At 69.8% G+C, this 23,808-nt stretch carries 17 protein-coding genes and 1 pseudogene; 9 read left to right on the forward strand and 9 right to left on the reverse strand.

What is annotated here, in order from left to right; translation table 11 throughout:
* The first annotated feature begins 60 nt into the window (after positions 1-60).
* Positions 61-822 (forward strand): ABC transporter permease, encoded by a 762-nt coding sequence (locus tag BRX43_RS13285; RefSeq protein WP_125995579.1) that lies wholly within the window; start codon positions 61-63, stop codon positions 820-822.
* On the opposite strand, the gene BRX43_RS13290 is transcribed toward BRX43_RS13285, so the two are convergent.
* The 3 genes from BRX43_RS13290 to BRX43_RS13300 form a co-directional block, all read right to left on the reverse strand.
* Positions 788-1,483 (reverse strand): CPBP family intramembrane glutamic endopeptidase, encoded by a 696-nt coding sequence (locus BRX43_RS13290; protein ID WP_125995580.1) that lies wholly within the window; start codon positions 1,481-1,483, stop codon positions 788-790. The two genes, BRX43_RS13285 and BRX43_RS13290, sit on opposite strands and share 35 nt — an antisense overlap.
* On the reverse strand, positions 1,480-2,445 hold the full coding sequence (gene glpX / locus BRX43_RS13295; protein ID WP_125995581.1) for a class II fructose-bisphosphatase: 966 nt from the start codon (positions 2,443-2,445) through the stop codon (positions 1,480-1,482). The genes BRX43_RS13290 and glpX overlap by 4 nt, the downstream gene beginning before the upstream one ends.
* A gap of 681 nt (positions 2,446-3,126) precedes the next feature.
* Positions 3,127-5,826: a ribonuclease E/G gene (locus tag BRX43_RS13300; RefSeq protein WP_125995601.1), complete on the reverse strand. Its 2,700-nt coding sequence runs from the start codon at positions 5,824-5,826 to the stop codon at positions 3,127-3,129.
* A 660-nt stretch (positions 5,827-6,486) separates the two neighbouring features.
* Between BRX43_RS13300 and BRX43_RS13305 the strand changes: the two are divergent.
* Together BRX43_RS13305 and BRX43_RS13310 are read left to right on the forward strand one after the other, a co-directional pair.
* Positions 6,487-7,203: pseudogene (locus tag BRX43_RS13305) on the forward strand (N-acetylmuramoyl-L-alanine amidase); the annotation flags it as partial.
* An 81-nt stretch (positions 7,204-7,284) separates the two neighbouring features.
* On the forward strand, positions 7,285-9,138 hold the full coding sequence (locus BRX43_RS13310; protein WP_125995582.1) for a DUF885 family protein: 1,854 nt from the start codon (positions 7,285-7,287) through the stop codon (positions 9,136-9,138).
* Here the strand turns inward: BRX43_RS13310 and BRX43_RS13315 are convergent, their stop codons facing one another.
* The 4 genes from BRX43_RS13315 to BRX43_RS13330 form a co-directional block, all read right to left on the reverse strand.
* Positions 9,139-10,317 (reverse strand): aspartyl protease family protein, encoded by a 1,179-nt coding sequence (locus BRX43_RS13315; RefSeq protein ID WP_125995583.1) that lies wholly within the window; start codon positions 10,315-10,317, stop codon positions 9,139-9,141. It lies immediately after the preceding gene.
* A 153-nt stretch (positions 10,318-10,470) separates the two neighbouring features.
* Complete coding sequence (locus BRX43_RS13320) at positions 10,471-12,003, reverse strand: CpaF family protein (RefSeq protein ID WP_125995584.1); 1,533 nt, start codon at positions 12,001-12,003, stop codon at positions 10,471-10,473.
* Positions 12,004-12,084: 81 nt separating this feature from the next.
* Positions 12,085-13,113: a methylated-DNA--[protein]-cysteine S-methyltransferase gene (locus BRX43_RS13325; RefSeq protein ID WP_125995585.1), complete on the reverse strand. Its 1,029-nt coding sequence runs from the start codon at positions 13,111-13,113 to the stop codon at positions 12,085-12,087.
* Between the two features lie 49 nt (positions 13,114-13,162).
* Positions 13,163-14,077 (reverse strand): hypothetical protein, encoded by a 915-nt coding sequence (locus BRX43_RS13330; RefSeq protein WP_125995586.1) that lies wholly within the window; start codon positions 14,075-14,077, stop codon positions 13,163-13,165.
* 216 nt (positions 14,078-14,293) lie between these two features.
* Between BRX43_RS13330 and BRX43_RS13335 the strand changes: the two genes are divergently transcribed.
* The 6 genes from BRX43_RS13335 to BRX43_RS13360 all read left to right on the forward strand — a co-directional run bounded on the left by BRX43_RS13335 (position 14,294) and on the right by BRX43_RS13360 (position 20,062).
* Entirely contained in the window at positions 14,294-14,848 is a 555-nt protein-coding gene (locus BRX43_RS13335; protein WP_125995587.1) for a F0F1 ATP synthase subunit delta, read from the forward strand.
* Positions 14,849-14,879: 31 nt separating this feature from the next.
* On the forward strand, positions 14,880-16,409 hold the full coding sequence (gene atpA, locus BRX43_RS13340; RefSeq protein ID WP_125995588.1) for a F0F1 ATP synthase subunit alpha: 1,530 nt from the start codon (positions 14,880-14,882) through the stop codon (positions 16,407-16,409).
* A gap of 84 nt (positions 16,410-16,493) precedes the next feature.
* The gene (locus tag BRX43_RS13345; RefSeq protein ID WP_125995589.1) at positions 16,494-17,378 is read left to right on the forward strand and encodes a F0F1 ATP synthase subunit gamma; all 885 of its coding nucleotides are present in this window, start codon (positions 16,494-16,496) and stop codon (positions 17,376-17,378) included.
* Positions 17,379-17,403: 25 nt separating this feature from the next.
* Positions 17,404-18,885, forward strand: coding sequence for a F0F1 ATP synthase subunit beta (gene atpD / locus BRX43_RS13350; protein ID WP_125995590.1), 1,482 nt, complete (start codon positions 17,404-17,406; stop codon positions 18,883-18,885).
* Positions 18,885-19,139 (forward strand): ATP synthase F1 subunit epsilon, encoded by a 255-nt coding sequence (locus BRX43_RS13355; protein ID WP_125995591.1) that lies wholly within the window; start codon positions 18,885-18,887, stop codon positions 19,137-19,139. Before atpD ends, BRX43_RS13355 begins: the two co-directional genes overlap by 1 nt.
* A gap of 134 nt (positions 19,140-19,273) precedes the next feature.
* On the forward strand, positions 19,274-20,062 hold the full coding sequence (locus tag BRX43_RS13360) for a hypothetical protein (RefSeq protein WP_125995592.1): 789 nt from the start codon (positions 19,274-19,276) through the stop codon (positions 20,060-20,062).
* 239 nt (positions 20,063-20,301) lie between these two features.
* On the opposite strand, the gene nagE is transcribed toward BRX43_RS13360, so the two are convergent.
* Together nagE and ptsP are read right to left on the reverse strand one after the other, a co-directional pair.
* Positions 20,302-22,011 (reverse strand): N-acetylglucosamine-specific PTS transporter subunit IIBC, encoded by a 1,710-nt coding sequence (gene nagE, locus BRX43_RS13365; RefSeq protein ID WP_125995593.1) that lies wholly within the window; start codon positions 22,009-22,011, stop codon positions 20,302-20,304.
* Positions 22,008-23,808, reverse strand: a 1,801-nt coding sequence (gene ptsP, locus BRX43_RS13370) for a phosphoenolpyruvate--protein phosphotransferase (protein ID WP_125995594.1), incomplete at its 5' end; no start/stop codon positions are given. The genes ptsP and nagE, both read right to left, overlap by 4 nt.

Here is a 23,808-nt window from a genome sequence, read left to right on the forward strand (position 1 = left end):
CATGCCCGCGACGACGCCCCCGTCTCCCCCTGCCACCCCATTCCATCCCGGAGCCCATCCATGAATCTCCACGGCATCTGGGCCATCTACCGCTTCGAGATGGCGCGGTTCGGACGGACGATCTGGACCAGCCTGGCGGTGCCGGTCATCACCACCTCGCTCTATTTCATCGTCTTCGGCTCGGCGATCGGATCGCAGATGCGCGAGGTGTCGGGCGTGCCGTACGGCGCGTTCATCGTGCCGGGGCTGATGCTGCTCGCGATCTTCTCGGAAAGCATCCTCAACGCGTCGCTGGGCATCTACATGCCCAAATTCACCGGGACCATCTACGAGATCCTGTCCGCGCCGCTGTCGCCGATCGAGACGGTGATGGGCTATGTCGGCGCGGCGACGACCAAGTCGCTGCTGATCGGCCTGATCATCTTCGCCACCGCGCATCTGTTCGTCGACCTGCCGGTCGCGCATCCCTTTCTGATGCTGCTCTACCTGGTGCTGGTCGCGGCGGCCTTCTGCCTGTTCGGCTTCGCGATCGGCATCTTGGCCAATGGCTTCGAGCAGTTGCAGGTCGTGCCGCTCCTGATCGTCACGCCGATGACCTTCCTGGGCGGGGCCTTCTACTCGGTGCAGATCCTGCCCGAGCCGTGGCGGACGATCACGCTGTTCAATCCGGTCGTCTATCTGATCAACGGTTTCCGCTGGACGTTCTTCGGGCAGAGCGATGTCGGCGTCGGGATCAGCCTGGGCGTGTCCTTCGCCTTTCTCTGTGCGTGCCTGGCCTTCGTCACGATCATCTTCCGGACGGGATGGCGGCTGAAGGCCTGAGGGCGGGCCAGATCACCAGCCCGTTCAGGTCGATCAGCATGTGGAGCAGCACGACCAGCCACAGCGCCCCGCTCGCCAGATAGACCCAGGCCATGACCGCGCCGAACAGGGTCGTCGCGACCATGCCGCGCCAGCCCTGATAGCGGTGCATCGCCCCGAAGATCAGCGTCGCCAAGCCGAACCCGACCCAGGCGCTGCCCGTGGCGAGCGTGATGAGCAGCGGCAGGAGCAGGCGAAAGAACGGCTCCTCGCTCGCCCCCGCGACGATCGCGACGACGATGCCCCAGGGCAGTTCGCGCCGATCGCGCGGCATCAGCGCGCCGGGCCGCCCGATCGGCCGTCCGCCGGTCCGCGCGCGCCACGCCGCGACCGCCAGGCCCAGCACCGTCCCGCCAACGGCACCCGCGACGATCTCGCCGGGGGCGAATGTCGGCAGGGCGTCGCGCACCGGCTGGAACACCAAAGGCAAGCCGGTCAGCACCTTCCAGCCGTCCAGCACCGCCAGCGACACCAGAACCGGCAGCCAGAACGCTGCCAGCGCCCGCATCACCCAGGCCCGGTACATCGCGTCGCGATCCCGGGCGCGGTCCTTGGGGCGCACGAACCAGCCCGCCGCCGCCAGCGATCCGGCCAGCAGCAGCAGCGCGAGCAGCCGGCTCACCCCAGGCGATGCTCGCCCTTGACCCAGCGCACCGTGCCGGAGAAGGCGCGCATCACCACGCTCTCGGTGGTCATCATCCCGCCCTTGCGCTTGACGCCCGCCAGCAGCGATCCGTCGGTCACGCCGGTCGCGGCGAAGATGCAGTCGCCCTTGGCCAGATCGGTCAGGTCATATTGGCGGTCCAGATCGGTCACGCCCCATTTGGCGGCGCGGGCGCGCTCGTCGTCGTTGCGGAACAGCAGCCGGCCCTTGAACTGCCCGCCGACGCAGCGCAGCGCCGCGCAGGCCAGCACCCCCTCCGGCGCGCCGCCCGAGCCCATATAGATGTCGATCGTCGTGTCCGGATTGGTCGTCGCGATCACGCCCGCCACGTCGCCATCGCCGATCAGCACCACGCCGCAGCCGATCGACCGCAACTCGGCGATCAGCGCCTCGTGCCGGGGCCGGTCGAGCACGCAGGCGACGATGTCGCTGGGCTTCACGCCCTTGGCGGCGGCGACGGCGGTGACGTTCTCGGTCACCGACTTGTCCAGGTCGATGATATTGTCGGGCAGGCCCGGGCCGACCGCGATCTTGTCCATATAGACGTCGGGCGCGTTGAGCAGGCCGCCGCGCTCGGCGATCGCCAGCACCGCCAGGCTGTTCGGTCCGGCCTTGGCGCAGATGGTCGTCCCCTCCAGCGGGTCGAGCGCGATGTCGATCTCCGGGCCGGTTCCGGTGCCGACCTTCTCGCCGATATAGAGCATCGGCGCCTCGTCGCGCTCGCCCTCGCCGATCACCACGGTGCCGTCCATGTACAGCTCGTTGAGCGCGGCGCGCATCGCCTCCACGGCGGCGGCATCGGCGGCCTTCTCGTCGCCGCGCCCGACCAGCGTCGATGCGGCCACCGCCGCCGCCTCGGTCACCCGGACCATTTCGAGGACGAGCACGCGGTCGAGGACGTTGCTGGCAGTCGCGATCATTGGGGTCTCCGTGGCGGACGATGCGTTGAACACGTTAAACACGGGAATAGCCCGGCTGGTTGCGACGGGCAAGGGCGGTGCGTGCGTGGATCATGTGCGGGCCTGTTTTCGCGGGCGGTTCGGCGGGGACGAAGATCGTACAGAAATCGAGCTCTCGCCGACCTCCACCCCGGCGAAGGCCGGGGTCCAGTAACGGAGCGTTCTGAGGAAATCGCAACGGTCACCTCGCTGGATTCCGGCCTCCGCAGGCCCTCCGCAGAAGTTGGGCAACAGGGGCGACAGGCCCGTACTCTTGCGAAAGCAGGAGCCTAGAGCCGGATGGCATGACCATGACTGGGAATCGTCTTTGCGAGCGGAGCGACGCAATCCACGGCCGCGCGCGTGACGCCCTGGATTGCTTCGCTGCGCTCGCAATGATGGCTCGGGGTAATCCGCTGTCCTCCGGCTTGAGAGCCCAGCCAAGCAACGCCTTGTGGGTATCGGCAACCCTGGGCTCCTGCGTCCGCAGGAGTACGGTGGTGACCTTCGCAACGGGCCCATCTTTGCCGGCACGGTCATCGGGACTCATGCTTCGGGCGCACAAAAAATCCCGGCGACGATGCGGTGGAGGCATCGTCGCCGGGACGGTTCGTCTCATGATCGGCCGCCCCATGCCGGGAAGGGCGGGGCGGCCGGATCGGGTCAGGCGCCGAAGGTGCGCTGCCACCAGCCGCGACGCGGGGCGTCACCGGATGCGGGGGCGGCGTCGGCCTCCGGAGCTTCCGCGACCGGCTCTTCCGCCACCGCTTCCGGCTCAGGAGCGGGCACAGGCGCTTCGGCCTCCACCTTCTTCTTGCGGACGCGCTTGGGCTTGGCCGGCACCTCCTCCGCGACCGGTTCGACGACCGGGGCGGGGGCTTCGGTCTCGACCTTCTTCTTGCGGACGCGCTTGGGCTTGGCGGGGGCTTCGGCTTCCGCCTCGACCACCGGTGCCGGTGCCGGTGCCGGTGCCGGTGCCGGTGCCGGCTGCGGCGCGACGGCCACTTCGGCGGGAGCCGGTGCCGCCGTCTCGGCGACGGCCGCACGCGCACGCGGACGACGACGCGTCTTCGGCGCGGGCGCGGCCTCCTCGACCGGGGCGGCCGGCACGTCGGCCTCGACTTCGGGCTCGACGATGGCGAGCGCGATCGGGTCGGTCACCGGACCCGAGTCGCCCGCATCGGCGGCTTCCTCGACCTCGACCGCCTGGTCGGTCGATCCCTGCGTCTCGACGCCGTCCTGGCGACGGCCACCGCGGCGGCCGCGACGACCGCGACGACGACGGCGACCGCCTTCGCCCTCGGCATCGCCCTGCGCCTGGGGCTCGTCGGCCTCGGTCGTCTCCGTATCGCTATCGGCCTCGTCCTCGACCGACTCCGGCTCGACGCCGTTCTCGTCGGTTTCGTCCTCGGACTCGGCACCGGTCTCGTTCGGGTCCTCGCCCTCGTCGCCCCGGTTGCCACGACGCCCGCGGCGGCGACGGCGGCGCTTGCCACGGCCCTCGCCCTCGCTGTCGTTGCGCGCCGGACGCGGAGCGGGCTCCGCCTCTTCCAGCTCCTCCTCTTCCTCGATCTCCTCCTCCTCGATGAACTCCTCCTCGTCTTCCTCGACGACGAGTTCATCGATGCGCGGCGCATAGGCCGGCGGCGGACCGGAGACGTCGACCGTCATCCGCGCGCCCTCTTCCTCGCGATCGGGCAGCACCTCGATCGAGACGCCGTAACGCTCCTCGACTTCGGCGATGTCGGCGCGCTTGCGGTTGAGGACGTAGATCGCCGCCTCCTGTGACGCGCGCAGCGTCAGCAGCGAGCCACGGCCGCGCGCCGCTTCTTCCTCCAACAGGCGCAGCGCCGACAGGCCCGCCGACGAGGCGGTGCGGACCAGCCCGGTGCCCTCGCAATGCGGGCAGGCGCGGGTCGACGCTTCCAGCACGCCGGTACGCAGGCGCTGGCGGCTCATCTCCATCAGGCCGAAGCTGGAGATGCGGCCGACCTGGATGCGCGCCCGATCGTTCTTCAGCGCCTCCTTCATCGCCTTCTCGACCTTCCGGACGTTGGACGAATGGTCCATGTCGATGAAGTCGATGACGACCAGGCCCGCCATGTCGCGCAGGCGCAGCTGGCGCGCGATCTCCTGCGCCGCTTCCAGATTGGTCGCGGTCGCGGTCTGCTCGATATTATGCTCGCGGGTCGAACGGCCGGAGTTGATGTCGATCGACACCAAAGCCTCGGTCGGGTTGATGACCAGATAGCCCCCCGACTTCAGCTGGACGACCGGATTGTACATCGCCGCCAGCTGGTCCTCGACATGCGCGCGTTGGAACAGCGGCACGGCGTCGGCATATTGCTTCACCTTGCGCGCATGGGCCGGCATCAACAGCCGCATGAAGTCCTTGGCGTGGCGATAACCTTCCTCGCCCTCGACGATGACTTCGTCGATGTCCTTGTTGTAGATGTCGCGGATCGCGCGCTTGATCAGGTCGCTGTCGCCATAGACCAGGGCGGGCGCGGAGGAGGTCAGCGTCTTGTCGCGGATTTCGTCCCACAGGCGCGCCAGATAGTCGAAGTCGCGCTTGATCTCGACCTTGGTGCGCTGCAGCCCGGCGGTGCGGACGATGCAGCCCATCGACGAGGGCAGCTGCAGATCGGCCATGATCGACTTCAGCCGCTTGCGATCGGCTGCGTTCGAGATCTTGCGGCTGATGCCGCCGCCATGCGACGTGTTGGGCATCAGCACGCAATAGCGGCCGGCCAGCGACAGATAGGTGGTCAGCGCCGCGCCCTTGTTGCCGCGCTCTTCCTTGACGACCTGGACCAGCAGCACCTGGCGGCGGCGGATCACGTCCTGGATCTTGTAGCGGCGGCGCAGGTTCATGCGACGCTGGCGCAGCGCCTCGACCTGATCGTCATTGACGCCGCCCTTGGCGGGACGGCGGCGCGGACGCTCGGCCGACTCGCCGCCCTCTTCGTCCTCGGACTCGGACGCGTCGTCGTCATAGCCCGACTCGTCGTCGAACTCCTCGTCCTCGTCATGATCGTCGTCGTCATGCGCATCCTGCTCGGCGCGCAGCGCGGCCTCCTCGGCGGCGTGCTCGGCCTCTTCGCGCAGCAGCGCGTCGCGATCCTCCTTGGGGATCTGGTAATAATCCGGGTGGATCTCGGAAAAGGCCAGGAAGCCGTGGCGGTTGCCGCCATAGTCGACGAACGCCGCCTGCAGCGACGGCTCGACGCGCGTCACCTTGGCGAGGTAGATATTGCCCTTGAGCTGCTTGCGCTCGGCGGATTCGAAATCGAACTCTTCGATCCGGTTACCTTGTACGACGGCGACCCGGGTCTCCTCCCGGTGGCGTGCGTCGATCAGCATACGCGTGGTCATCAAACGGTCTCCACGCGCGCGTCGGGCCGGGCCCTCGCGCGCGATGATAATGCGCGCCCGGGCCGATGGCGGCGGGGGCGCGAAGGTGGCGATAAAGCGCGTCTGCTCGCTTGGCTTGCCGGGGCATCTGGCCCTGCGGCGGGCCCGCCACCGCGACGCCGCCGGCAAAAGCCGGGCGGATCAGCGGGAACGGGAATTGCATCATGCGAGCGTCAACCTGGATTGGCCCGTCGGGATCGACGGGCGGGCACGCCGGTGGCGCTCAACGGGTTGCGAGACGACACACGGGTACGGTACAGACGCTAGCATCGCGCGGCGCGCTTCGCAACCGGTCGTATCCTGCGTTACTCCGGGGTCGACAGGGGTCTTCAGGCCGGGTTAACGCCGGTCGGTCGATGGGGCGCAACGCTCGCGAAATATTAAGCATATCCATCACAGGGATGGAATCGTGCGGCGCATCGCCGCAGCGCCCTTCATCAGGCAAGGGCCGGTGACGAAAGGGGTTTGGTGACGATGGTTTTGCGCTGGACCTCGGCAGGCGGGATGCTGGCGATGGCGACGCTCGGCTGGCATGCGCTGCCGGTGCACGCCGCCCCGCCGCCCGGCGCGCGCGTGTCGGTGACGCTGCCCAAGGTCCATGCCGCGCCGCTGCCCAAGGTGCGCGGCGAGGCGGGACGGCCGCTGGTGGTGATCGATGCGGGCCATGGTGGCGTCGATCCCGGCGCGATCAACCGCGCCAACGGCCTGCGCGAGAAGGACGTGACGCTGAAGATCGCCAAGGCGATCCGCGACGAGCTGCTCGACAGCGGCCGGGTGCGGGTGGCGCTGACCCGGGACGACGATCATTATCTGGTGCTGCGCGAACGCTATGGCATCGCCCGCCGGCTGCGCGCCGACCTGTTCATCTCGATCCATTGCGACAGCGTCGGCGTGGGCGATGCCACCGGCGCATCGGTCTATACCCTGTCCGAGGTGGCGTCCGACAAGGAGGCGGCGCGGCTGGCGGCGCGCGAGAACAAGGCGGACGTGATCGCCGGCGTCAATCTGGGCGAGGCGGGCGAGGACGTGTCCTCGATCCTGATCGACCTGACCCAGCGGGAGACGATGAACGCCTCCGCCAATTTCGCCCGGCTGCTGGGCCGGGAGGCCAAGCCGCTGGTGCCGATGAAGCCCAATTTCCACCGCATGGCGAGCCTGATGGTGCTGAAGGCGCCGGACATGCCGTCGATCCTGTTCGAGACGGGCTATATCTCCAACCCCGTCGACGCCGCCTTTCTGGACAGTGGCGAGGGGCGGCAGCGCATCGCCGAGGGGGTGCGCCGCGCGGTGGAGGTGCATTTCGCGCGGCGGATGGTCACGCGCTGATCCCGATCATCGGCCGAACGGCTGGCGTTCAGGCGGAAAGCGCGATTATGCTGTCCGCTCAAGGCGGATGGGGATCGGGATATGGACGGCAATCGGCGCGCGCTTCTGACGGGCGCGGGCGCGCTGGGACTGACGGCGGTGCTGCCGCGCGGTCTGGCGCGGGCGCAGGGGACGGAGGCGGCACCGGGCGATGCGGAGGCGGAGACTCTGCTCGCCGGCCTGGCGGAGGAGCTGCTGGCCGACTGGCCCGAGGCGGCGCTGAGCCTGGGGCTGGACCGCGACGCACGCGCGCCGCTGCGCGCGAAGCTGGCGGATCGCAGCGCGGCGGCGGACGCGGCGCGGCGCGACCGCTGCACCGCGCATCTGGCGCAGCTTCGCCGGATCGACCGCAGCCGCCTGTCGCCTACGGTCGCGATCGATGTCGACACCACCGACACCGCCTATGCGCTGGCGCAGGAGGGCTGGCGGACGATGCCGGTCGGCGAGGTGGCGGTGCTCGACCCCTCCGCCAGTTTCCGCAGCACGCCCTATATCGTCTCGCAGCTCGGCGGCGCCTATGCCGATGTGCCCGACCTGCTGGAGACCAAGCATGACGTGGCCAGCGCCGCCGATGCGGAGGCCTATTGCGACCGGCTGACCGCCTATGCCCGTGCGGTGGACGGCGAGACCGGCCGCATCCGCGCCGATGCCGCGCGCGGCGCGATCCCGCCCGTGCTGGTCATCGACCTGACCGCCGGGCAGTTGCGGGGGATCCGCGCGACGCCCGCCGCCGGGTGGGGGATCGTCACCAGCTTCGCCGCCAAATGCGCCAAGGCCGGCCTGCCGCCGCGCCATGCCGAACGCGCCGCGCGGCTGTGCGCCGAGATGGTGGCCCCGGCGCTCGACCGGCAGATCGCCGCCTTCGCCGCGCTCCGCCCCCAGGCGAGCCCGGAACCCGGACTGTGGCAGCGCCCGCATGGCGAGGATTATTATCGCTGGCTGGTCCGCGCCGGCACCACCACCACCGAGACGCCGGAGGCGATCCATGCCCTCGGCCTGGAGCAGAACCGCGCGATCAATGCCGAGATCGACACGCTGCTGAAGGCGCAGGGCCTGTCCAAGGGCAGTGTCGGCGAGCGGCTGACCGCGCTCAGCCACCGGCCCGACCTGCTGTTCAGCAACGACGATGCCGGGCGCGCCAAGCTGCTCGCCTATCTGAACGGCCGCATCGCCGATGTGCGCACGCGCCTGCCCCGCGCCTTCGGCACGCTGGTGAAGGGCCATCTGGTGATCCGCCGCGTGCCGCCCGCGATCCAGGACGGCGCGCCCAACGGCTATGCCGGACCCGGCTCGATGGACGGGTCGCAACCCGGCATCTATTACATCAACCTGAAATCGACCGCGACCTGGCCGCGCTATTCGCTGCCGACGCTCTGCTATCATGAGGGGATACCGGGCCATGTCTGGCAGGGCGAATATAGCTATCGCCTGCCGCTGATCCGCTCGCTGCTCGCCTTCAACGCCTATTCGGAAGGCTGGGCGCTCTATGCCGAGCAGCTGGCCAGCGAACTGGGCGTCTATGACGACGATCCGCTGGGCCGGATCGGTTACCTCCAGTCGATGAACTTCCGCGCGTGCCGGCTGGTGGTCGATACCGGCCTCCATGCCAAGCGCTGGAGCTTCGACCGGGCGGTATCCTGGTTCCAGGGCGCGACGGGGATGCCGGTCGGACAGCTCACCGCCGAGGTGCAGCGCTATTGCGCGATGCCGGGCCAGGCCTGCGGCTACAAGATGGGGCATAACGAGATCAACCGGCTGCGCGTCAAGGCGCAGGCCGCGCTGGGGCGGCGCTACGACCTCAAGGCGTTCGACGATGTCGTGGTCGGCACCGGCAACGTGCCGCTGACCCTGCTGGAGCGGGTGGTCGACCGCTACATCGCGTCGGCGCGCGCCTGATCAGTAGAAGCGGCGCAGCACCAGCTTGCGGGGGCGGCCGCTACACGGCGTCAGCATCACGACCGTGCCCGGCGCGCCCGCCGACCAGCGGGCGAGCGGGCTGCTGGTGTAGTCGGGCCCGATCGGCTGGCCGTCGACCGCGCAGATCGTGTCGCCGATCGCCCAGCCGCTCGTCTCCGCCGGGCCGCCGCGCATGACGTGCAGCACCTTCAGCCGGTCGCGCTCCAGCCCGAGCAGCAGGCCGCTGGTCGAGCGCAGCACCGGCGGCATGTCGGGCCGGGGATTGAGCACCATCCGGCCCGCGCGCGGGTCGAGCAGCACGCGGTAGCGCGACAGGAAGCCGGTGCCGATCCGCCCGGCGACTCCGATCGCCTCCGAGAAGCCGCCCACCGGCTCGATCCGCATCTCGACATCCTGCGCGTTCAGCTCGCCCAGCCGGACGGAGGGGACGATCGCCAGACCCGTCACCACCGGTCCCGCCAGGCCGAAGGCGATGGCGGTGGTGCGCGGCAGCTTGCCCAGGCCGCCGCTGCGCCACTCGCCCTCGGTGATGGTCATCGACGATCCGTCGCCGGTATCGACGATCATCGGCGATAAGCGCTTCGTCCCCAGCGTGATCGCGCTTTCATAGACGTTGCGCGCGGGCGAGATCGACAGCGGCGCGATCTTGCCGGGAAAGGGCATCCGCCCCGATCGGATCAGGCGGAAGCGGTTGGCGGCATAGTCGATGTCGAGCGCCTGCCCCGCCAGCAGGTCGCGCCCGACCAGCAGGTCGACCGACTCGGCGCTGCCGGTGGCGAGCGCGGGCAGGGTGGCGACCGCCAGCCCGCCGCCGCGCCGGGTCAGGCCGCCCAGCGTCAGCGACCGGGTCGGCATCCAGCCGATCGGCACCGCGCCGCCGATCGCGCTCGCCTGGCCGCCCGGCGCGATCGTCGCGCCGCGCGTGACGGGCGACGTCCGCGACAGCAGCGAGAAGGACACGCCGGTGTCGAGGATCGCGGTCACCGGCCGGCCGTTCACCGTCATGCGGAAGCGGATCTGGTTGCCGGGCGTCAGCGTGAAGTCGACCCAGCGTCCTTGCGCATCCGCCGCCAGCCGCACCACGCCGGGGTCGCGCGAGGCGACGGGGACCGGGGCATCGGCGAGCAGCAGGAGCGCGGCAAGGGCTAGGATACGCATCGACGGTCGCTCCTATCGCAGCCGGCGGGCGGCGTCGTGGCGAAAATCACGGGATGGTGGTCGTTCGGCGAGCCCTTCCCGCCTTGCTGTTCCCGGCCTTCGCCGGGGAACAGGAAGGGGAACAGGCAAGAGGAAACAGTTCCGGCTCCGTCCTTACAGGCACGCCTCCAGAAACGCCTGGTCGAACCCGAATTGCCGCGCCTTGTCGAGCGTATAGGGGCGCAGGCCCATCGAGCGATATTCGCCGATGATCTTCCCCTCGGCCGATTCGTCCAGATATTCGAACTTGAACAGTTCCTGCGTGACGATCACCGGCCCTTCCATGCCGATCACCTCGGTGACGTTGGTGACGCGGCGCGAACCGTCGCGCAGGCGCTTCACCTGGATGATCAGGTCGACCGAATCGGCGATCTGGCGGCTGATCGCCTCCTTGGGCACCTTGATGTCCGACATCATCACCATGTTCTCCATCCGCGCCAGCGCCTCGCGCGGGGAGTTGGAGTGGAGCGTGCACATCGAGCCGTCATGGCCGGTGTTCATCGCCGCCAGCATGTCGAAACATTCCGAGCCGCGGATTTCGCCCAGGATGATCCGGTCGGGCCGCATGCGCAGCGCGTTCTTCACCAGGTCGCGGATCGAGATTTCGCCCTGACCCTCCAGATTGGCGGGACGCGTCTCCAGCGGCAGCCAATGCGGCTGTTGCAGGCGAAGCTCGGCGGCGTCCTCGATGGTCAGCACGCGCTCGCCCGGGTCGATCATCTTCGACAGGGCGTTGAGCATCGTCGTCTTGCCCGAACCGGTGCCGCCGGAAATGACGATGTTGAACCGGCTGGCCCCCGCGATCTTCAGCGCGGTCGCCATCTTCGGGCTCATGCTGCCGAAGCCGGCCATCATGTCGAGCGTGATCGGCTTGGCGGAGAATTTGCGGATCGAGATGGCGGTGCCGCGCAGGGACAGCGGCGGCACGATGACGTTGACGCGGCTGCCGTCCTTCAGGCGCGCGTCGGCGAGCGGCGTGGTCTGGTCGACGCGGCGGCCGACCGAATTGACGATGCGCTGCGCGATCTGGAACAGATGCTCCTCGTCGCGGAACTGGATCGGCGCGATCTCCAGCCGGCCCTTGCGCTCGACATAGGTCTGCTCGGGGCCGTTGACCATGATGTCGGAGATGTTGGGATCGGCGAGCAGCTCCTCCAGCGGCCCCAGGCCTAGCAGCTCGTCGACCAGCACCTTTTCCAGCGCGAACTGCTCGCGCCGGTTGAGCGTCAGCTTCAGCTCGGCCAGCACCTCGCCGATGATCGGGCGGAATTCCTCTGCCAGTTCGTCCTTGCCCAGGGTCGCGGCGGCCTCGGGATCGACGCGCTCCAGCAGGCGGGGCAGCACCTGTTCCTTGATCTTGTGGACCGATGCCTCGAATCCCTCGACCCGGCTGGTGCCGGCATCGCCCGACGCCGCCTGGCGATCGGCGAGTCGTTGCAGCGCGTCCGCCTGCGCGGCGGGGATGGCGGCTGTGCCTTCGGCCTCGCCGCCAGGAAGGGGCAGCGATTCGAGCGGCGGGAATTGCGCCCCGCCATCGCCCGTGACCGCGGACTCGCGGACCGGCGCGCCGCCCTGCATGGGCCGCGCCACGCCAAAGGCCGGCCGTGCCGGCTGGCCGATCCCGTTACGACGCCCGAACGCGCTCATGCAGCCTGGTCCCTCATGCTTCCGAACGACTTAGGCGCAAGAATTTACCATTCTCCTAACCACGCCGCCCCGCGACACGGTTCAGCCGGCGTCGCGTTCCCGTGCGATCAGGGCCGCCTTGCGCGCCGCGCCATAGGCATAGCCGCCCACGCCGCCATCGCTGCGCACCACCCGGTGGCAGGGAATGGCGATGGCGATGGCGTTCGCGCCGCAAGCCGATCCCGCCGCCCGAGTCGCCCCCGGCGCGCCGGCCAGCGCGGCGAGTTCGGCATAGCTGCGCGTCTCGCCCGGCGGGATGGTGCGCAGCGCCTGCCAGATCGCCTCCTGGAAGGCGGTGCCGCGCAGGTCGAGCGGCAGGTCCGCGTCGCAGCCCGGCGTCTCCACCAGCGCGACGACCCGCGCGGCGAGATCGGCCAGGGCAGAACCGCCGGGCCGCAGCGCGGCATGGGGGAAGCGGGCGCTGAGGGCCGCCCCGTCCTCGTCGAAGGCGACGCGGCACAGTCCGCGCCCCGTCGCGGCGATCAGCAACGGGCCGAGACTGGTTGCCGCCAGCGTCCAGTGGATGGTGACGCCGCGTCCGCCCTTCGCCCAGGCGCTGGGGGCCATGCCCAGGCGCGCCGCCGCGTCATAGAAGCGGCTGGGGGCGGCGTAACCGGCGGCGTAGAGCGCGTCCGTCACCGTCGCGCCCCGGGTCAGGGCGGCGCCGGCGCGCTCCAGCCGTTTCGCGCGGCCATAGGCGGCGGGCGTCAGCCCGGTCGCACGCTTGAACAGCCGGTGGAAATGATGCGGCGCATAGCCGACCGCCCGGGCCAGCGCCTCCAGCCGGGGCGGGGCTTCCGCCGCGTCGATCAGCGCGATCGCTTCCGCCACCGCCGCCCGGTCGCGGGCGACCGCGTCGGGCCGGCAGCGCAGGCAGGCGCGGAAGCCGGCCGCGCGTGCCGCCGCGCCATCGACATGGAAGCTGACCTGCGCGCGCCGGGGATGGCGCGCCGGGCAGCTCGGCTTGCAATAGATGCCGGTCGATCGCACCCCGACGACGAAGCGGCCATCGGCGGAACGGTCGCGCGCCTCGAAGGCGGCCCAGGCGGCATCGGGATCGATCATGGTCATGCCGCCATCCTGCCCGCCAGCCGCGCGCGGCGCATCCCGAAGCTTGCGGTCAAAGCGGCGCCATATGCCTCACATCCTCGGCCCCCGCGGCGAGCGCCGCGACCCGTTCCAGGCCCCGGCTGATCGCGTCGCCCGCCCGGGGCGCGAAGACGCGGGCGCGGGTGTAGAGCGCCGCCGCCTCCGCATAGCGGCCGGCCGCCTCCGCGCAGAGCGCCTGGTTGAACAGCGTGGGTCCGTGATCGGGCGCCGCCGCGCCGATCGCCGCGAAGCGGGCGCAGGCCCCCCGTTCGTCCTGCCTGGTCTGGTGGACGGTGCTGCGGAATTGCTCGGCCAGGTCGGGCGGCAGGCCGTCGCGCTCCTCGCGGATGCGCACCTTGTAGCGTTCGCGGTGCGGCGCGAGGTCGAGCCGGACCTGGCCGGCGATCGATTCGACCATCGACTGGACCGCCAGGTCCGCGCCCAGGCCGCCCGCCTCGTCCTCGCACCAGCTGCTGGTGTCGCTGCGCGTCGGCGTCCACGCGTATAGGATGCGCTCGTCCCGCTGCCGGATCAGGCGCAGGTCCGCATGGAGCGTCACCGTGCGCTGGATGCAGGCGACCGTGTAGCGCACGCGGCGCACGCATTTGTCGTCCTTCTTCTCGACGCAGCGCTCGCGACTTTCGGTATAGCCCGCCTGCTCGACCGAGGACGCGGCGCGGCCCGACACCAGGCCGTCGGGGCGCAGCGACGGGGCGACGACCTGGGCATGGGGCACGCCGTCCCGGCCGAGCGTCGCCAGCCGCCGCTCGATCGCCACCCCCAGCGCGTCGCCGGCCGGCCCGTCGAACAGGTCGACACCGATCGTCGGCAACAGGCTCGCCTCGCGCGATCCGGCCGCGACGATGCCCTCGACATGGATCACCTCGGCGGCAGCAGGAGCGGCGCAGACCATCGCGACGACCGCCACCAGCACCCATCCGCGCATCGTGCCGTCCCTCCTGTCGAACGGGGCATCGGTACGCCGCCGATCCTGAACGGGACATGCCTGAACATCCGGTAAAGGAAAGTGACAGGATGGACAGGTTCGCTTGCATCCTCTGCACCCTCATGCTAGCCGCCCGAAAGCCCAGCGACAGGCGCGGTTCCGCGCCCCGTTCCCTATGGGCTACCCGTTTTGAAATGCTGAGGGACATAACGCTCCGTGGAGACATCCGGCGGTATTCAGGCCAGCTTAAGTGGGCGCTACGCGCTCGCCCTGTTCGAGTTGGCGCGCGACGCCCGCAGCATCGACGCGGTGGAGGCGAGCCTCGCCACGGTGCGTGACGCCCTGCGGGATTCGGACGATCTGCGCTCGCTGATCGGCAGCCCGGTGGTGGCGCGCGGCGCCGCGACCAAGGCGGTGCTGGCCGTCGCCGATCATCTCGGGCTGGACCCGGCGACGCGCAGCTTCCTGGGCGTGCTGGCCGAGAACCGCCGCCTGGGCGCGCTGCCGGCGATCATCCGCGCCTATCGCGCCCTGGCGTCGCGCCATCGCGGCGAACTGACCGCCGAGGTGACGAGCGCGCATCCGCTGACCGAGGATCAGGTCGGCGAATTGAAGCAGCAGCTCCGCCAGCGCGTCGGTCGCGAGGTGACGGTCGACCTGTCGGTCGATCCGGCGCTGCTCGGCGGGCTGGTCGTCCGCATCGGTTCCCAGATGATCGATTCGTCGATCCGCACCCGTTTGAACGCGCTCGCGCACGCAATGAAAGGCTGACAGCGAACGCTGTTGGGAAAAGGCTGAAGTGATGGACATCCGCGCCGCAGAAATCTCCAAGGTCATCAAGGACCAGATCGCCAATTTCGGCACCGAGGCCCAGGTTTCGGAAACCGGCCAGGTGCTGTCGGTCGGCGACGGCATCGCGCGCATCTACGGCCTCGACAACGTCCAGGCGGGCGAGATGGTCGAGTTCGCCAATGGCGTGCAGGGCATGGCGCTGAACCTCGAGGCCGACAATGTCGGCGTCGTGATCTTCGGGTCGGACTCGGAGATCCGCGAGGGCGATACCGTCAAGCGCACCGGCACCATCGTCGACGTGCCGGTCGGCAAGGGCCTGCTCGGCCGCGTGGTCGACGGTCTCGGCAACCCGATCGACGGCAAGGGCCCGATCGCCAGCGATCAGCGCAGCCGCGTCGAGGTCAAGGCCCCCGGCATCATCCCGCGCCAGGGCGTGTCGGAGCCGATGCAGACCGGCCTGAAGGCGATCGACGCGCTGGTGCCCGTCGGCCGTGGCCAGCGCGAGCTGATCATCGGCGACCGCCAGACCGGCAAGTCGGCCGTCGCGATCGACACCTTCATCAACCAGAAGACGGTCAACGCCGGCACCGACGAGTCGAAGAAGCTCTACTGCGTCTATGTCGCGGTCGGCCAGAAGCGCTCGACCGTCGCGCAGCTCGTCCGCACGCTGGAGGAGAATGGCGCGATGGAATATTCCATCGTCGTCGCCGCCACCGCCTCGGACCCCGCGCCGCTCCAGTTCCTCGCGCCCTATACCGGCACCGCGATGGGCGAGTATTTCCGTGACAACGGGATGCACGCGCTGATCGTGTTCGACGATCTGTCGAAGCAGGCGGTCGCCTATCGCCAGATGTCGCTGCTGCTGCGCCGTCCGCCGGGCCGCGAAGCCTATCCGGGCGACGTCTTCTATCTCCACTCGCGCCTGCTGGAGCGCGCCGCGAAGATGTCGGACGCGAATGGCGGCGGCTCGCTGACCGCGCTGCCGATCATCGAGACGCAGGCGGGCGACGTGTCGGCCTATATCCCGACCAACGTGATCTCGATCACCGACGGCCAGATCTTCCTGGAGACGGACCTGTTCTTCGCGGGCATCCGCCCGGCGATCAACGTCGGCCTGTCGGTCAGCCGCGTCGGCTCGGCCGCGCAGACCAAGGCGATGAAGAAGGTGTCCGGCTCGATCAAGCTGGAGCTGGCCCAGTATCGCGAGATGGCGGCGTTCGCGCAGTTCGGCTCGGACCTCGACGCCTCGACCCAGCGCCTGCTGAACCGCGGCGCGCGGCTGACCGAGCTGCTCAAGCAGGCGCAGTTCAACCCGATGCCCTTCGAGGAGCAGACGGCGTCGATCTTCGCGGGCACCAACGGCTATCTCGACAATGTCGCGGTGCAGGACGTGGTGCGCTACGAGAGCGCGATGCTCGCCGACCTGCGCGCGAACCATTCGGGCGTGCTCGCCAAGATCCGCGACACGCGCGACCTGGGCGACGAGGCCAAGGCGGGGCTGAAGGCCGCGCTGGACAAGTTCGCGAAGACCTTCGCCTGAGGACGGGCCTTGCCCGGGCCGATGGTCGGGGCAGGGCGATAACGGGGAGACCCCGGTTCCGGCCGGGGTGACGATAGGAAGAAGATGGCGTCACTCAAGGCCCTCAAGATCCGCATCGGCTCGGTGAAGTCGACGCAGAAGATCACCAAGGCGATGAAGATGGTCGCCGCCGCCAAGCTGCGCCGGGCGCAGGACGCGGCGCAGAACGGCCGTCCCTATGCCGAGCGGCTGGAGCGGGTGATGGCCAGCCTGGCGACCCGCGCCGGCGGCCCCGGCGCGTCGCCGCTGCTGGCGGGCACCGGCAAGGACCAGGTGCACCTGCTGGTCGTCGCGACCTCCGAGCGCGGCCTGGCGGGCGCGTTCAACTCGAACATCGTCCGCGCCGCGCGCCGCAAGGCCGAGGATCTGTCGGCGCAGGGCAAGACCGTGCGCTTCTACATCGCCGGCAAGAAGGGGCGCGTGCTGAAGCGCTTCTTCCCCGATGCGATCCTGGCGGACCGGGACATGTCGGCGATGAAGGTCGCCGGCTTCGACGATGCCAAGGCGATCGCCGACGACCTGATCGCGCGCTTCACCGCGGGCGAGTTCGACGTGGCGCATCTGTTCTTCTCCAAGTTCCAGTCGGCGCTGGCGCAGGTGCCGACCGGCATCCAGATCATCCCGGTGCCGCTGGCCGAACAGGTCGTGCTCAAGGATGCGGCTCCGGCCGCCGCCGCCGTCACCGAATATGAGCCCGACGAGGAATCGATCCTCGCCGAACTGCTGCCGCGCAACATCGCGGTGCAGATCTTCCGCGCGCTGCTGGAAAATGCGGCGTCGGAGCAGGGCAGCCGCATGACTGCGATGGACAATGCCACGCGCAATGCCGGCGACATGATCAAGCGGCTGAGCATCCAGTACAACCGCGCGCGTCAGGCCGCGATCACGACCGAGCTGGTCGAGATCATCTCGGGCGCGGAAGCGCTCTAAAAGTTTCGAAGCAGGAAGAATCGCAATGGCAACCGCCGCTGAAGACATCCGCCCGACCCAGTCGACGGGCAACACCAACACGGTCGGCCGGATCGCGCAGGTCATCGGCGCGGTCGTCGACGTGCATTTCGACCAGCAGCTGCCGGCGATCCTGTCGGCGCTGGAGACCGACAATAACGGCACCCGCCTGGTGCTGGAGGTCGCGCAGCATCTGGGCGAGAACACGGTCCGCACGATCGCGATGGACTCGACCGAGGGCCTGACCCGTGGCCAGACCGTCCGCGACACCGGCGCGCAGATCTCCGTGCCGGTCGGCCCGGCGACGCTCGGCCGCATCCTCAACGTCATCGGCGAGCCGATCGACGAGCGCGGTCCGGTCGCCACCGACCTGCGCGCGCCGATCCACGCCGCCGCGCCGCTGTTCGTCGACCAGTCGACCGAGAGCGCGATCCTGGTCACCGGCATCAAGGTCATCGACCTGCTCGCCCCCTATGCCAAGGGCGGCAAGATCGGCCTGTTCGGCGGCGCCGGCGTGGGCAAGACCGTGCTGATCCAGGAGCTGATCAACAACATCGCCAAGGGCCATGGCGGCACCTCGGTGTTCGCCGGCGTGGGTGAGCGGACCCGCGAGGGCAACGACCTGTATCACGAGTTCCTCGACGCGGGCGTCATCGCCAAGGATGCCGAGGGCAATGCGATCAGCGAGGGGTCGAAGGTCGCGCTGGTCTATGGCCAGATGAACGAGCCGCCGGGCGCCCGTGCGCGCGTGGCGCTGTCGGGCCTGACGATCGCCGAATATTTCCGCGACCAGGAGGGCCAGGACGTGCTCTTCTTCGTCGACAACATCTTCCGCTTCACCCAGGCGGGCGCGGAAGTGTCGGCGCTGCTCGGCCGCATCCCCTCGGCCGTGGGCTATCAGCCGACCCTGTCGACCGACATGGGCGCGCTGCAGGAGCGCATCACCTCGACCAACAAGGGCTCGATCACCTCGGTCCAGGCCGTGTACGTGCCCGCCGACGACTTGACCGATCCGGCCCCGGCGACCTCGTTCGCCCACTTGGACGCGACGACGGTGCTCAACCGCGCCATCTCGGAGCTGGGCATCTATCCGGCGGTCGACCCGCTCGACTCCACCAGCCGCGTGCTGGAGCCGCGCATCGTCGGGCAGGAGCATTACGAGACGGCGCGCGCCGTCCAGTCGCTGCTCCAGCGCTACAAGTCGCTGCAGGACATCATCGCGATCCTGGGCATGGACGAGCTGTCCGAAGAGGATAAGCTGACCGTGACCCGCGCGCGCAAGATCCAGCGCTTCCTGTCGCAGCCCTTCCACGTCGCCGAGGTCTTCACCGGCATCTCGGGCAAGTTCGTGCAGATCGAGGACACGATCCGCAGCTTCAAGGGCGTGGTGAACGGCGATTACGACCACCTGCCCGAAGCGGCCTTCTACATGGTCGGCGGCATCGACGAAGCGGTCGCCAAGGCCGAGAAGATGGCCAAGGAGGCGTAATGGCGCTCCACTTCGAGCTGGTCACTCCCGAGCGGCTGGTCCGCTCGGAGTCGGTCCACATGGTCACCGTTCCCGGCACCGAGGGTGACTTCGCGGTGCTGGAGGGCCATGCCCCCTTCATGTCGACGATCCGAGACGGCATCCTCTCGGTCTATACCAGCGCCAATGGCCAGCCCGAGACGATCGCGATCCGCGGCGGCTTCGCCGAGGTCAATGCGCAAGGCTTGACCGTCCTCGCCGAGCATATCGGCTGATCTTCCCGGTGGCGGGGCGGTGATCCGCTCCGCCGCCGTTTCGCTTTTGCTGGACCGACGCGCGGCCACCGGGCAAGGAGGCGGCGGAAATCGGCCCTTTTCAGCCGATTGCGTTCGACGAACGGGAGATCGGCTTGGCCTTGTCGCTCAGGATCACGCGCAAGCTGGCGCATCTGCTGCCCCGGCGCGATCCGCATTATCGCAGCACGCCCGCGCCGCAGGGCCGGCCCAAGGTGCTGGTGGTCGGCGTCTATGTCGGCAACAAGCCCAGCCTGATCGACCATATCGTCGAACAGCTCGCCACCGCCACGCAGGTCGATCTGGTCCAACGCTGGGCTGCGATCGGTGGCGCGTCGCCCAGTCCGGCGGTGGATGCGGTCACCGTCGAGCGGATCCAGGGCTATGAGCCGAAATGGCTGCTGCTCGAACGGCTGGTGCGCGACGCGCCCGACCAGGGTTTCGACTATGTGCTGTTCTGCGACGACGATATCTGGATGGGCCGGGGGTTCCTGGATGCGCTGATCGGCCTGCAACAGGCGCATGGCTTTGCGATCGCGCAGCCGGCGCGAACCTGGCGCAGCTATACCGACTGGCCGATCGTGCGTCGCCGCCTGGGGCTGACCGCGCGGCAGACCGGCTTCATTGAGAGCGGGCCGGTGGTCAGCATGAGCCATGCATTCTTCGACCTGGCGACGCCGTTCAGCACCGACAGCCCGATGGGCTGGGGATATGACCTGGTCTGGCCGAAGACGGCGGAGAAGGCCGGCCTGACGATGGGGATCATCGATGCGGTGCCCGTCGACCACAGCTTCCGCCCGCGCAGCCAGCTCTACAGCTATGACAAGGAGATCGCACGGATGGCCGACTATCTGTCGACCCGCGATCATATCCGCGAGCATGTGACCTACCGGAAGATCCGGTAGCGACGGGGCGGATGCGCATTTCCGACGGCTGAGCCCGGCCTCCGCAGGCGCTTCGCCAAAGTCGGGCAATTAGGCCTGACAGGCTCGTGCTCCTGCGTAGGCAGGAGCACGGTAGCGACTTCTGCAAAGGTATCGCCTCTGCCGGCGCGGAGCGTGAAGGACGGGTAAGGCCGTCTTTCCGACCGTCTCATTGAAGCGGCGGTTTCGATATGGCCGACCGGCCGATCGGCGTCAGACGGTCAGACGGTCAGCCGCTCCGCATCGCCATCCGCCGCCAGCAGGTGCAGCACGCCGGGACAGGGGCGTGCTACCGCCGCCACGCCGAGCGCGACCAGCTTCGCATCCTCCACCCCGCCGGCATCCCGCAGCGCCACGCGCAGGCGGCCGCCATGCACGCTGGCCCGCTCGACATTGGCTTCGCCCCCCAGCGCGCTCAGCAAAGCCGCAGGAAGCCGTACCGGCTTGGCGGTCACATCCGCCACGGCGGCGACCGGCGCGGCCGCCACGCCGCCCTGGGCCAGCGCATCGCGGATCTCGACCGCCACGACATCGGCGATCGGCCCCAGCACCACCTGCAGCGCGGTGGCGGAGGGGCGGATCAGCCCGCGCGCGCCGAGCGCCTTGAGCGCCGCCTCGTCGACCGCCGCCTGGTCCTGGACCACCAGCCGCAACCGGGTCGTGCAGGCCCCGACCGTGGTCAGGTTCGCGCCGCCGCCCAGCGCCCGGGCGAAGGCCGCGCCCCGCTCCGCCACCGGCGTCGCTGCCCCGGTCGCGGGGACGGCGTCGTCGCGGCCCGGCGTCTTCAGGTCGAACCGGCGGATGAAGACGCGGAACACCGTGTAATAGACCGCCGCATAGACCAGCCCGACCGGGATCAGCAGCAGCGGCCGGGTCGCCTTGCCGAAGTTCAACACATAGTCGAGCAGGCCGGCGGAGAAGCCGAAGCCCAGCTTCACGCCCAGAATCGACATCAGCGTCATCGACAGGCCGGTCAGCACCGCATGGATGGCGTAGAGGACGGGGGCGAGGAACATGAAGCTGAATTCGATCGGCTCGGTCACGCCGGTCAGTGCCGAAGTCAGCGCCAGGCTGAACAACAGGCCGCCGACCGCCTTGCGCCGGTCGGGCAGCGCCTCGTGATACATGGCGAGGCAGGCGGCGGGCAGGCCGAACATCATCACCGGGAAGAACCCGGCCATGAACGCGCCGGCATTGGGATCGCCCGCGAAGAAGCGGCGCAGGTCGCCGGTCGCGCCGTGATAGTCGCCGACCACGAACCAGGCGATGTTGTTGAGCAGATGGTGCAGCCCGGTGACGAGCAGCAACCGGTTGAGCAGGCCGAACACGAACAGCCCCGCGCCGCCCGCCCCGATGATCGCATAGCTGAGCTGGTCGATGCCCGCGTTGATGCTGGCGAAGCCGAGACCGGCAATGGCGGCCAGCACCAGCCCGGCCAGCCCCGCGACGATCGGCACGAATCGCCGTCCGCCGAAAAAGGCGAGATATTCTGGTAGTTTGATCGCCGAGAAACGGTTGTAGAACAGGCCGCCGACCAGGCCCGACAGGATGCCGAGCGGCACGTCGAGCCGCGCCATCGCCTTCGCCTTCCACGCCGCCTTGGCGAGGTCGAGGCCGGCGGGGGTCAGGCCGGCGCCGATATCGGCGGGCACCGTCATCAGCGTCTTGCCCGCCTCCGTCGCGATCAGGAAGCAGGTGACGCCGGCCAGGCAGGCCGCGCCATTGCCGTCGCGCGCGAAGCCGGTGGCGACGCCGATCGCGAAGAGCAGGCCCAGATGGGTGAAGATCGCATCGCCCGCCGCCGAGACAAAGCCGATGTCGAGCAGGTCGGGCTGGCCGAGGCGCAGCAACAGGCCCGCGATCGGCAGCACCGCGATCGGCAGCATCAGCGCGCGGCCGAGCGGTTGGAGCGCTCCGAGGATCGACTTCATGCGGCAAACTCCCGGGCGAGGCGGCGGACTTGGGCGGCGCTGGAACAGGCGAGCGCGGCCTGGGCATGGGCGCGGGCGGCGGGCAGGGTCAGCCCGGCGACCATCGCCTTGATATCGGGGACGACCGCCGGGGCGGCGGAGAGTTCGGTGACGCCCAGGCCGATCAGGATCGGCACCGCCAGCGGATCGGAGGCCAGGCCGCCGCACACGCCGGTCCAGCGGCCATGCGCGGCGCCGCCCCTGCACGTCTCGCCGATCAGGCGCAGCACCGCCGGGTGCAGGCCGTCGAGCGCGCTGGCGACGCTGGCATTGCCGCGATCCATGGCGAGCGCATATTGGGTCAGGTCGTTGGTGCCGATCGACAGGAAGTCCGCCTCGCGCGCCAGCAGGTCGGCGGTGATCGCCGCCGCCGGCGTCTCGACCATCACGCCGAGCGGCACGCGGTCGGTGCGCCCCAGTTCGGCGCAGAGACGGTCGAGCACGGTGCGGACCTGGCGCAGTTCGTCCAGGCTGGCGATCATCGGCACCATGATCTTGCACTGTTCGACCGGGCGCACCGACAGGATCGCGCGGAGCTGGTCTTCCAGGATTTCGGGCCGGGCGAGGCCGACGCGGATGCCGCGCAGGCCGAGCGCCGGATTCTCCTCGGCGGGAATGGGGAGGTAGGGGGCCGGCTTGTCGCCGCCGATATCGAGCAGGCGGATGATGAGCGGGCGGCCCGCCAGCGTGTCGGCGATCGCCTGGTAATCGGCGGTCTGCTCGGCCACGTCGGGCGCCGTCTCGCGCTCCAGGAACAGGAATTCGGTCCGCAACAGGCCCGAACCCTCCGCGCCATTGGCCATCGCCAGCGTGGCGTCGGCGACCGAGCCGAGATTGGCGAAGACCTCGATCCGCTGCCCGTCCCGGGTGTGGCAGGGGGCGTGGCCGCGCGCCAAGGCGTCGGCGCGGCGGGCGGCGATGGCGGCGATCCTCGCCTCGGCTGCCGCGATCTTCTCGTGCGGCGGGTCGAGATGGAGCAGCGCCTCGCTCGCGTCGAGGATCACCCGTGTACCCTCCGCCACGTCGCGCAGGGCCGGACCGATCGCGACCAGCGCGGGCAGGCCCAGCGTCGCCGCCAGGATCGCGACATGCGAGGTCGGGCCGCCACGCTCCACCGCGATGCCCGCGATGGTCGCGGTGTCGAGGCCGAGCAGCTGCGAGGGGAGCAGATCGTCGGCGAGCAGGATCGTGCCGGGCGCGAACACCGGGGCGGTGGTTTCCAGCCCCATCAGCCGGGCGATTAGCTGCCGCTCCAAGTCGCGCATGTCGTCGGCACGTTCGGCCAGCCGCGCATCGCCAGTCGCGCGCAATGCCTCGCCCTGGGGCCGGATCGCGGCGCGCCAGGCGGCGGCGGCGCTGGCCCCGCGCGCGATGCCGTGGCGGGTCGCCGCCAGCAGCGCCGGATCGTCGAGCATCGCGGCATGGGCCTCGACGATCGCGCGCTCGGCCCCGTGCGCGATTCGCGCGCGGGCGGTGAGGGCGTTCGCCAGATCGTGGCGCGCCGCGTCGAACGCCGCTTCCTCGGCGGCGATGCCGCACCCCTCGGCCGGGACGTCGCAATCCGTGGCGCGCAGCCAGCCGACCGGCCCGACCGCCAGCCCCGGCGCGGCGGTGACGCCGGCCAGCGCGCCCTCGACCGCCACGACATCGGCGATCGGCCCCAGCACCACCTGCAGCGCGGTGGCGGAGGGGCGGATCAGGCCGCGCGCGCCGAGCGCCATGAGCGCCGCCTCGTCGACCGTCGCCTGGTCCTGGACC

It is taken from the genome of Sphingomonas sp. S-NIH.Pt15_0812, from assembly GCF_003951315.1.
Lineage (GTDB): Bacteria > Pseudomonadota > Alphaproteobacteria > Sphingomonadales > Sphingomonadaceae > Sphingomonas.

Coding starts and splice junctions, on each gene's coding strand:
- nagE (WP_125995593.1), bottom strand. CDS start 22,011: ATGAAGTCGATCCTCGGAGCGCTCCAACCGCTCGGCCGCGCGCTGATG.
- BRX43_RS13310 (WP_125995582.1), top strand. CDS start 7,285: ATGGACGGCAATCGGCGCGCGCTTCTGACGGGCGCGGGCGCGCTGGGA.
- atpD (WP_125995590.1), top strand. CDS start 17,404: ATGGCAACCGCCGCTGAAGACATCCGCCCGACCCAGTCGACGGGCAAC.
- BRX43_RS13320 (WP_125995584.1), bottom strand. CDS start 12,003: ATGAGCGCGTTCGGGCGTCGTAACGGGATCGGCCAGCCGGCACGGCCG.
- glpX (WP_125995581.1), bottom strand. CDS start 2,445: ATGATCGCGACTGCCAGCAACGTCCTCGACCGCGTGCTCGTCCTCGAA.
- BRX43_RS13355 (WP_125995591.1), top strand. CDS start 18,885: ATGGCGCTCCACTTCGAGCTGGTCACTCCCGAGCGGCTGGTCCGCTCG.
- BRX43_RS13300 (WP_125995601.1), bottom strand. CDS start 5,826: ATGCTGATCGACGCACGCCACCGGGAGGAGACCCGGGTCGCCGTCGTA.
- BRX43_RS13285 (WP_125995579.1), top strand. CDS start 61: ATGAATCTCCACGGCATCTGGGCCATCTACCGCTTCGAGATGGCGCGG.
- BRX43_RS13325 (WP_125995585.1), bottom strand. CDS start 13,113: ATGACCATGATCGATCCCGATGCCGCCTGGGCCGCCTTCGAGGCGCGC.
- BRX43_RS13315 (WP_125995583.1), bottom strand. CDS start 10,317: ATGCGTATCCTAGCCCTTGCCGCGCTCCTGCTGCTCGCCGATGCCCCG.
- BRX43_RS13345 (WP_125995589.1), top strand. CDS start 16,494: ATGGCGTCACTCAAGGCCCTCAAGATCCGCATCGGCTCGGTGAAGTCG.
- BRX43_RS13330 (WP_125995586.1), bottom strand. CDS start 14,077: ATGCGCGGATGGGTGCTGGTGGCGGTCGTCGCGATGGTCTGCGCCGCT.
- atpA (WP_125995588.1), top strand. CDS start 14,880: ATGGACATCCGCGCCGCAGAAATCTCCAAGGTCATCAAGGACCAGATC.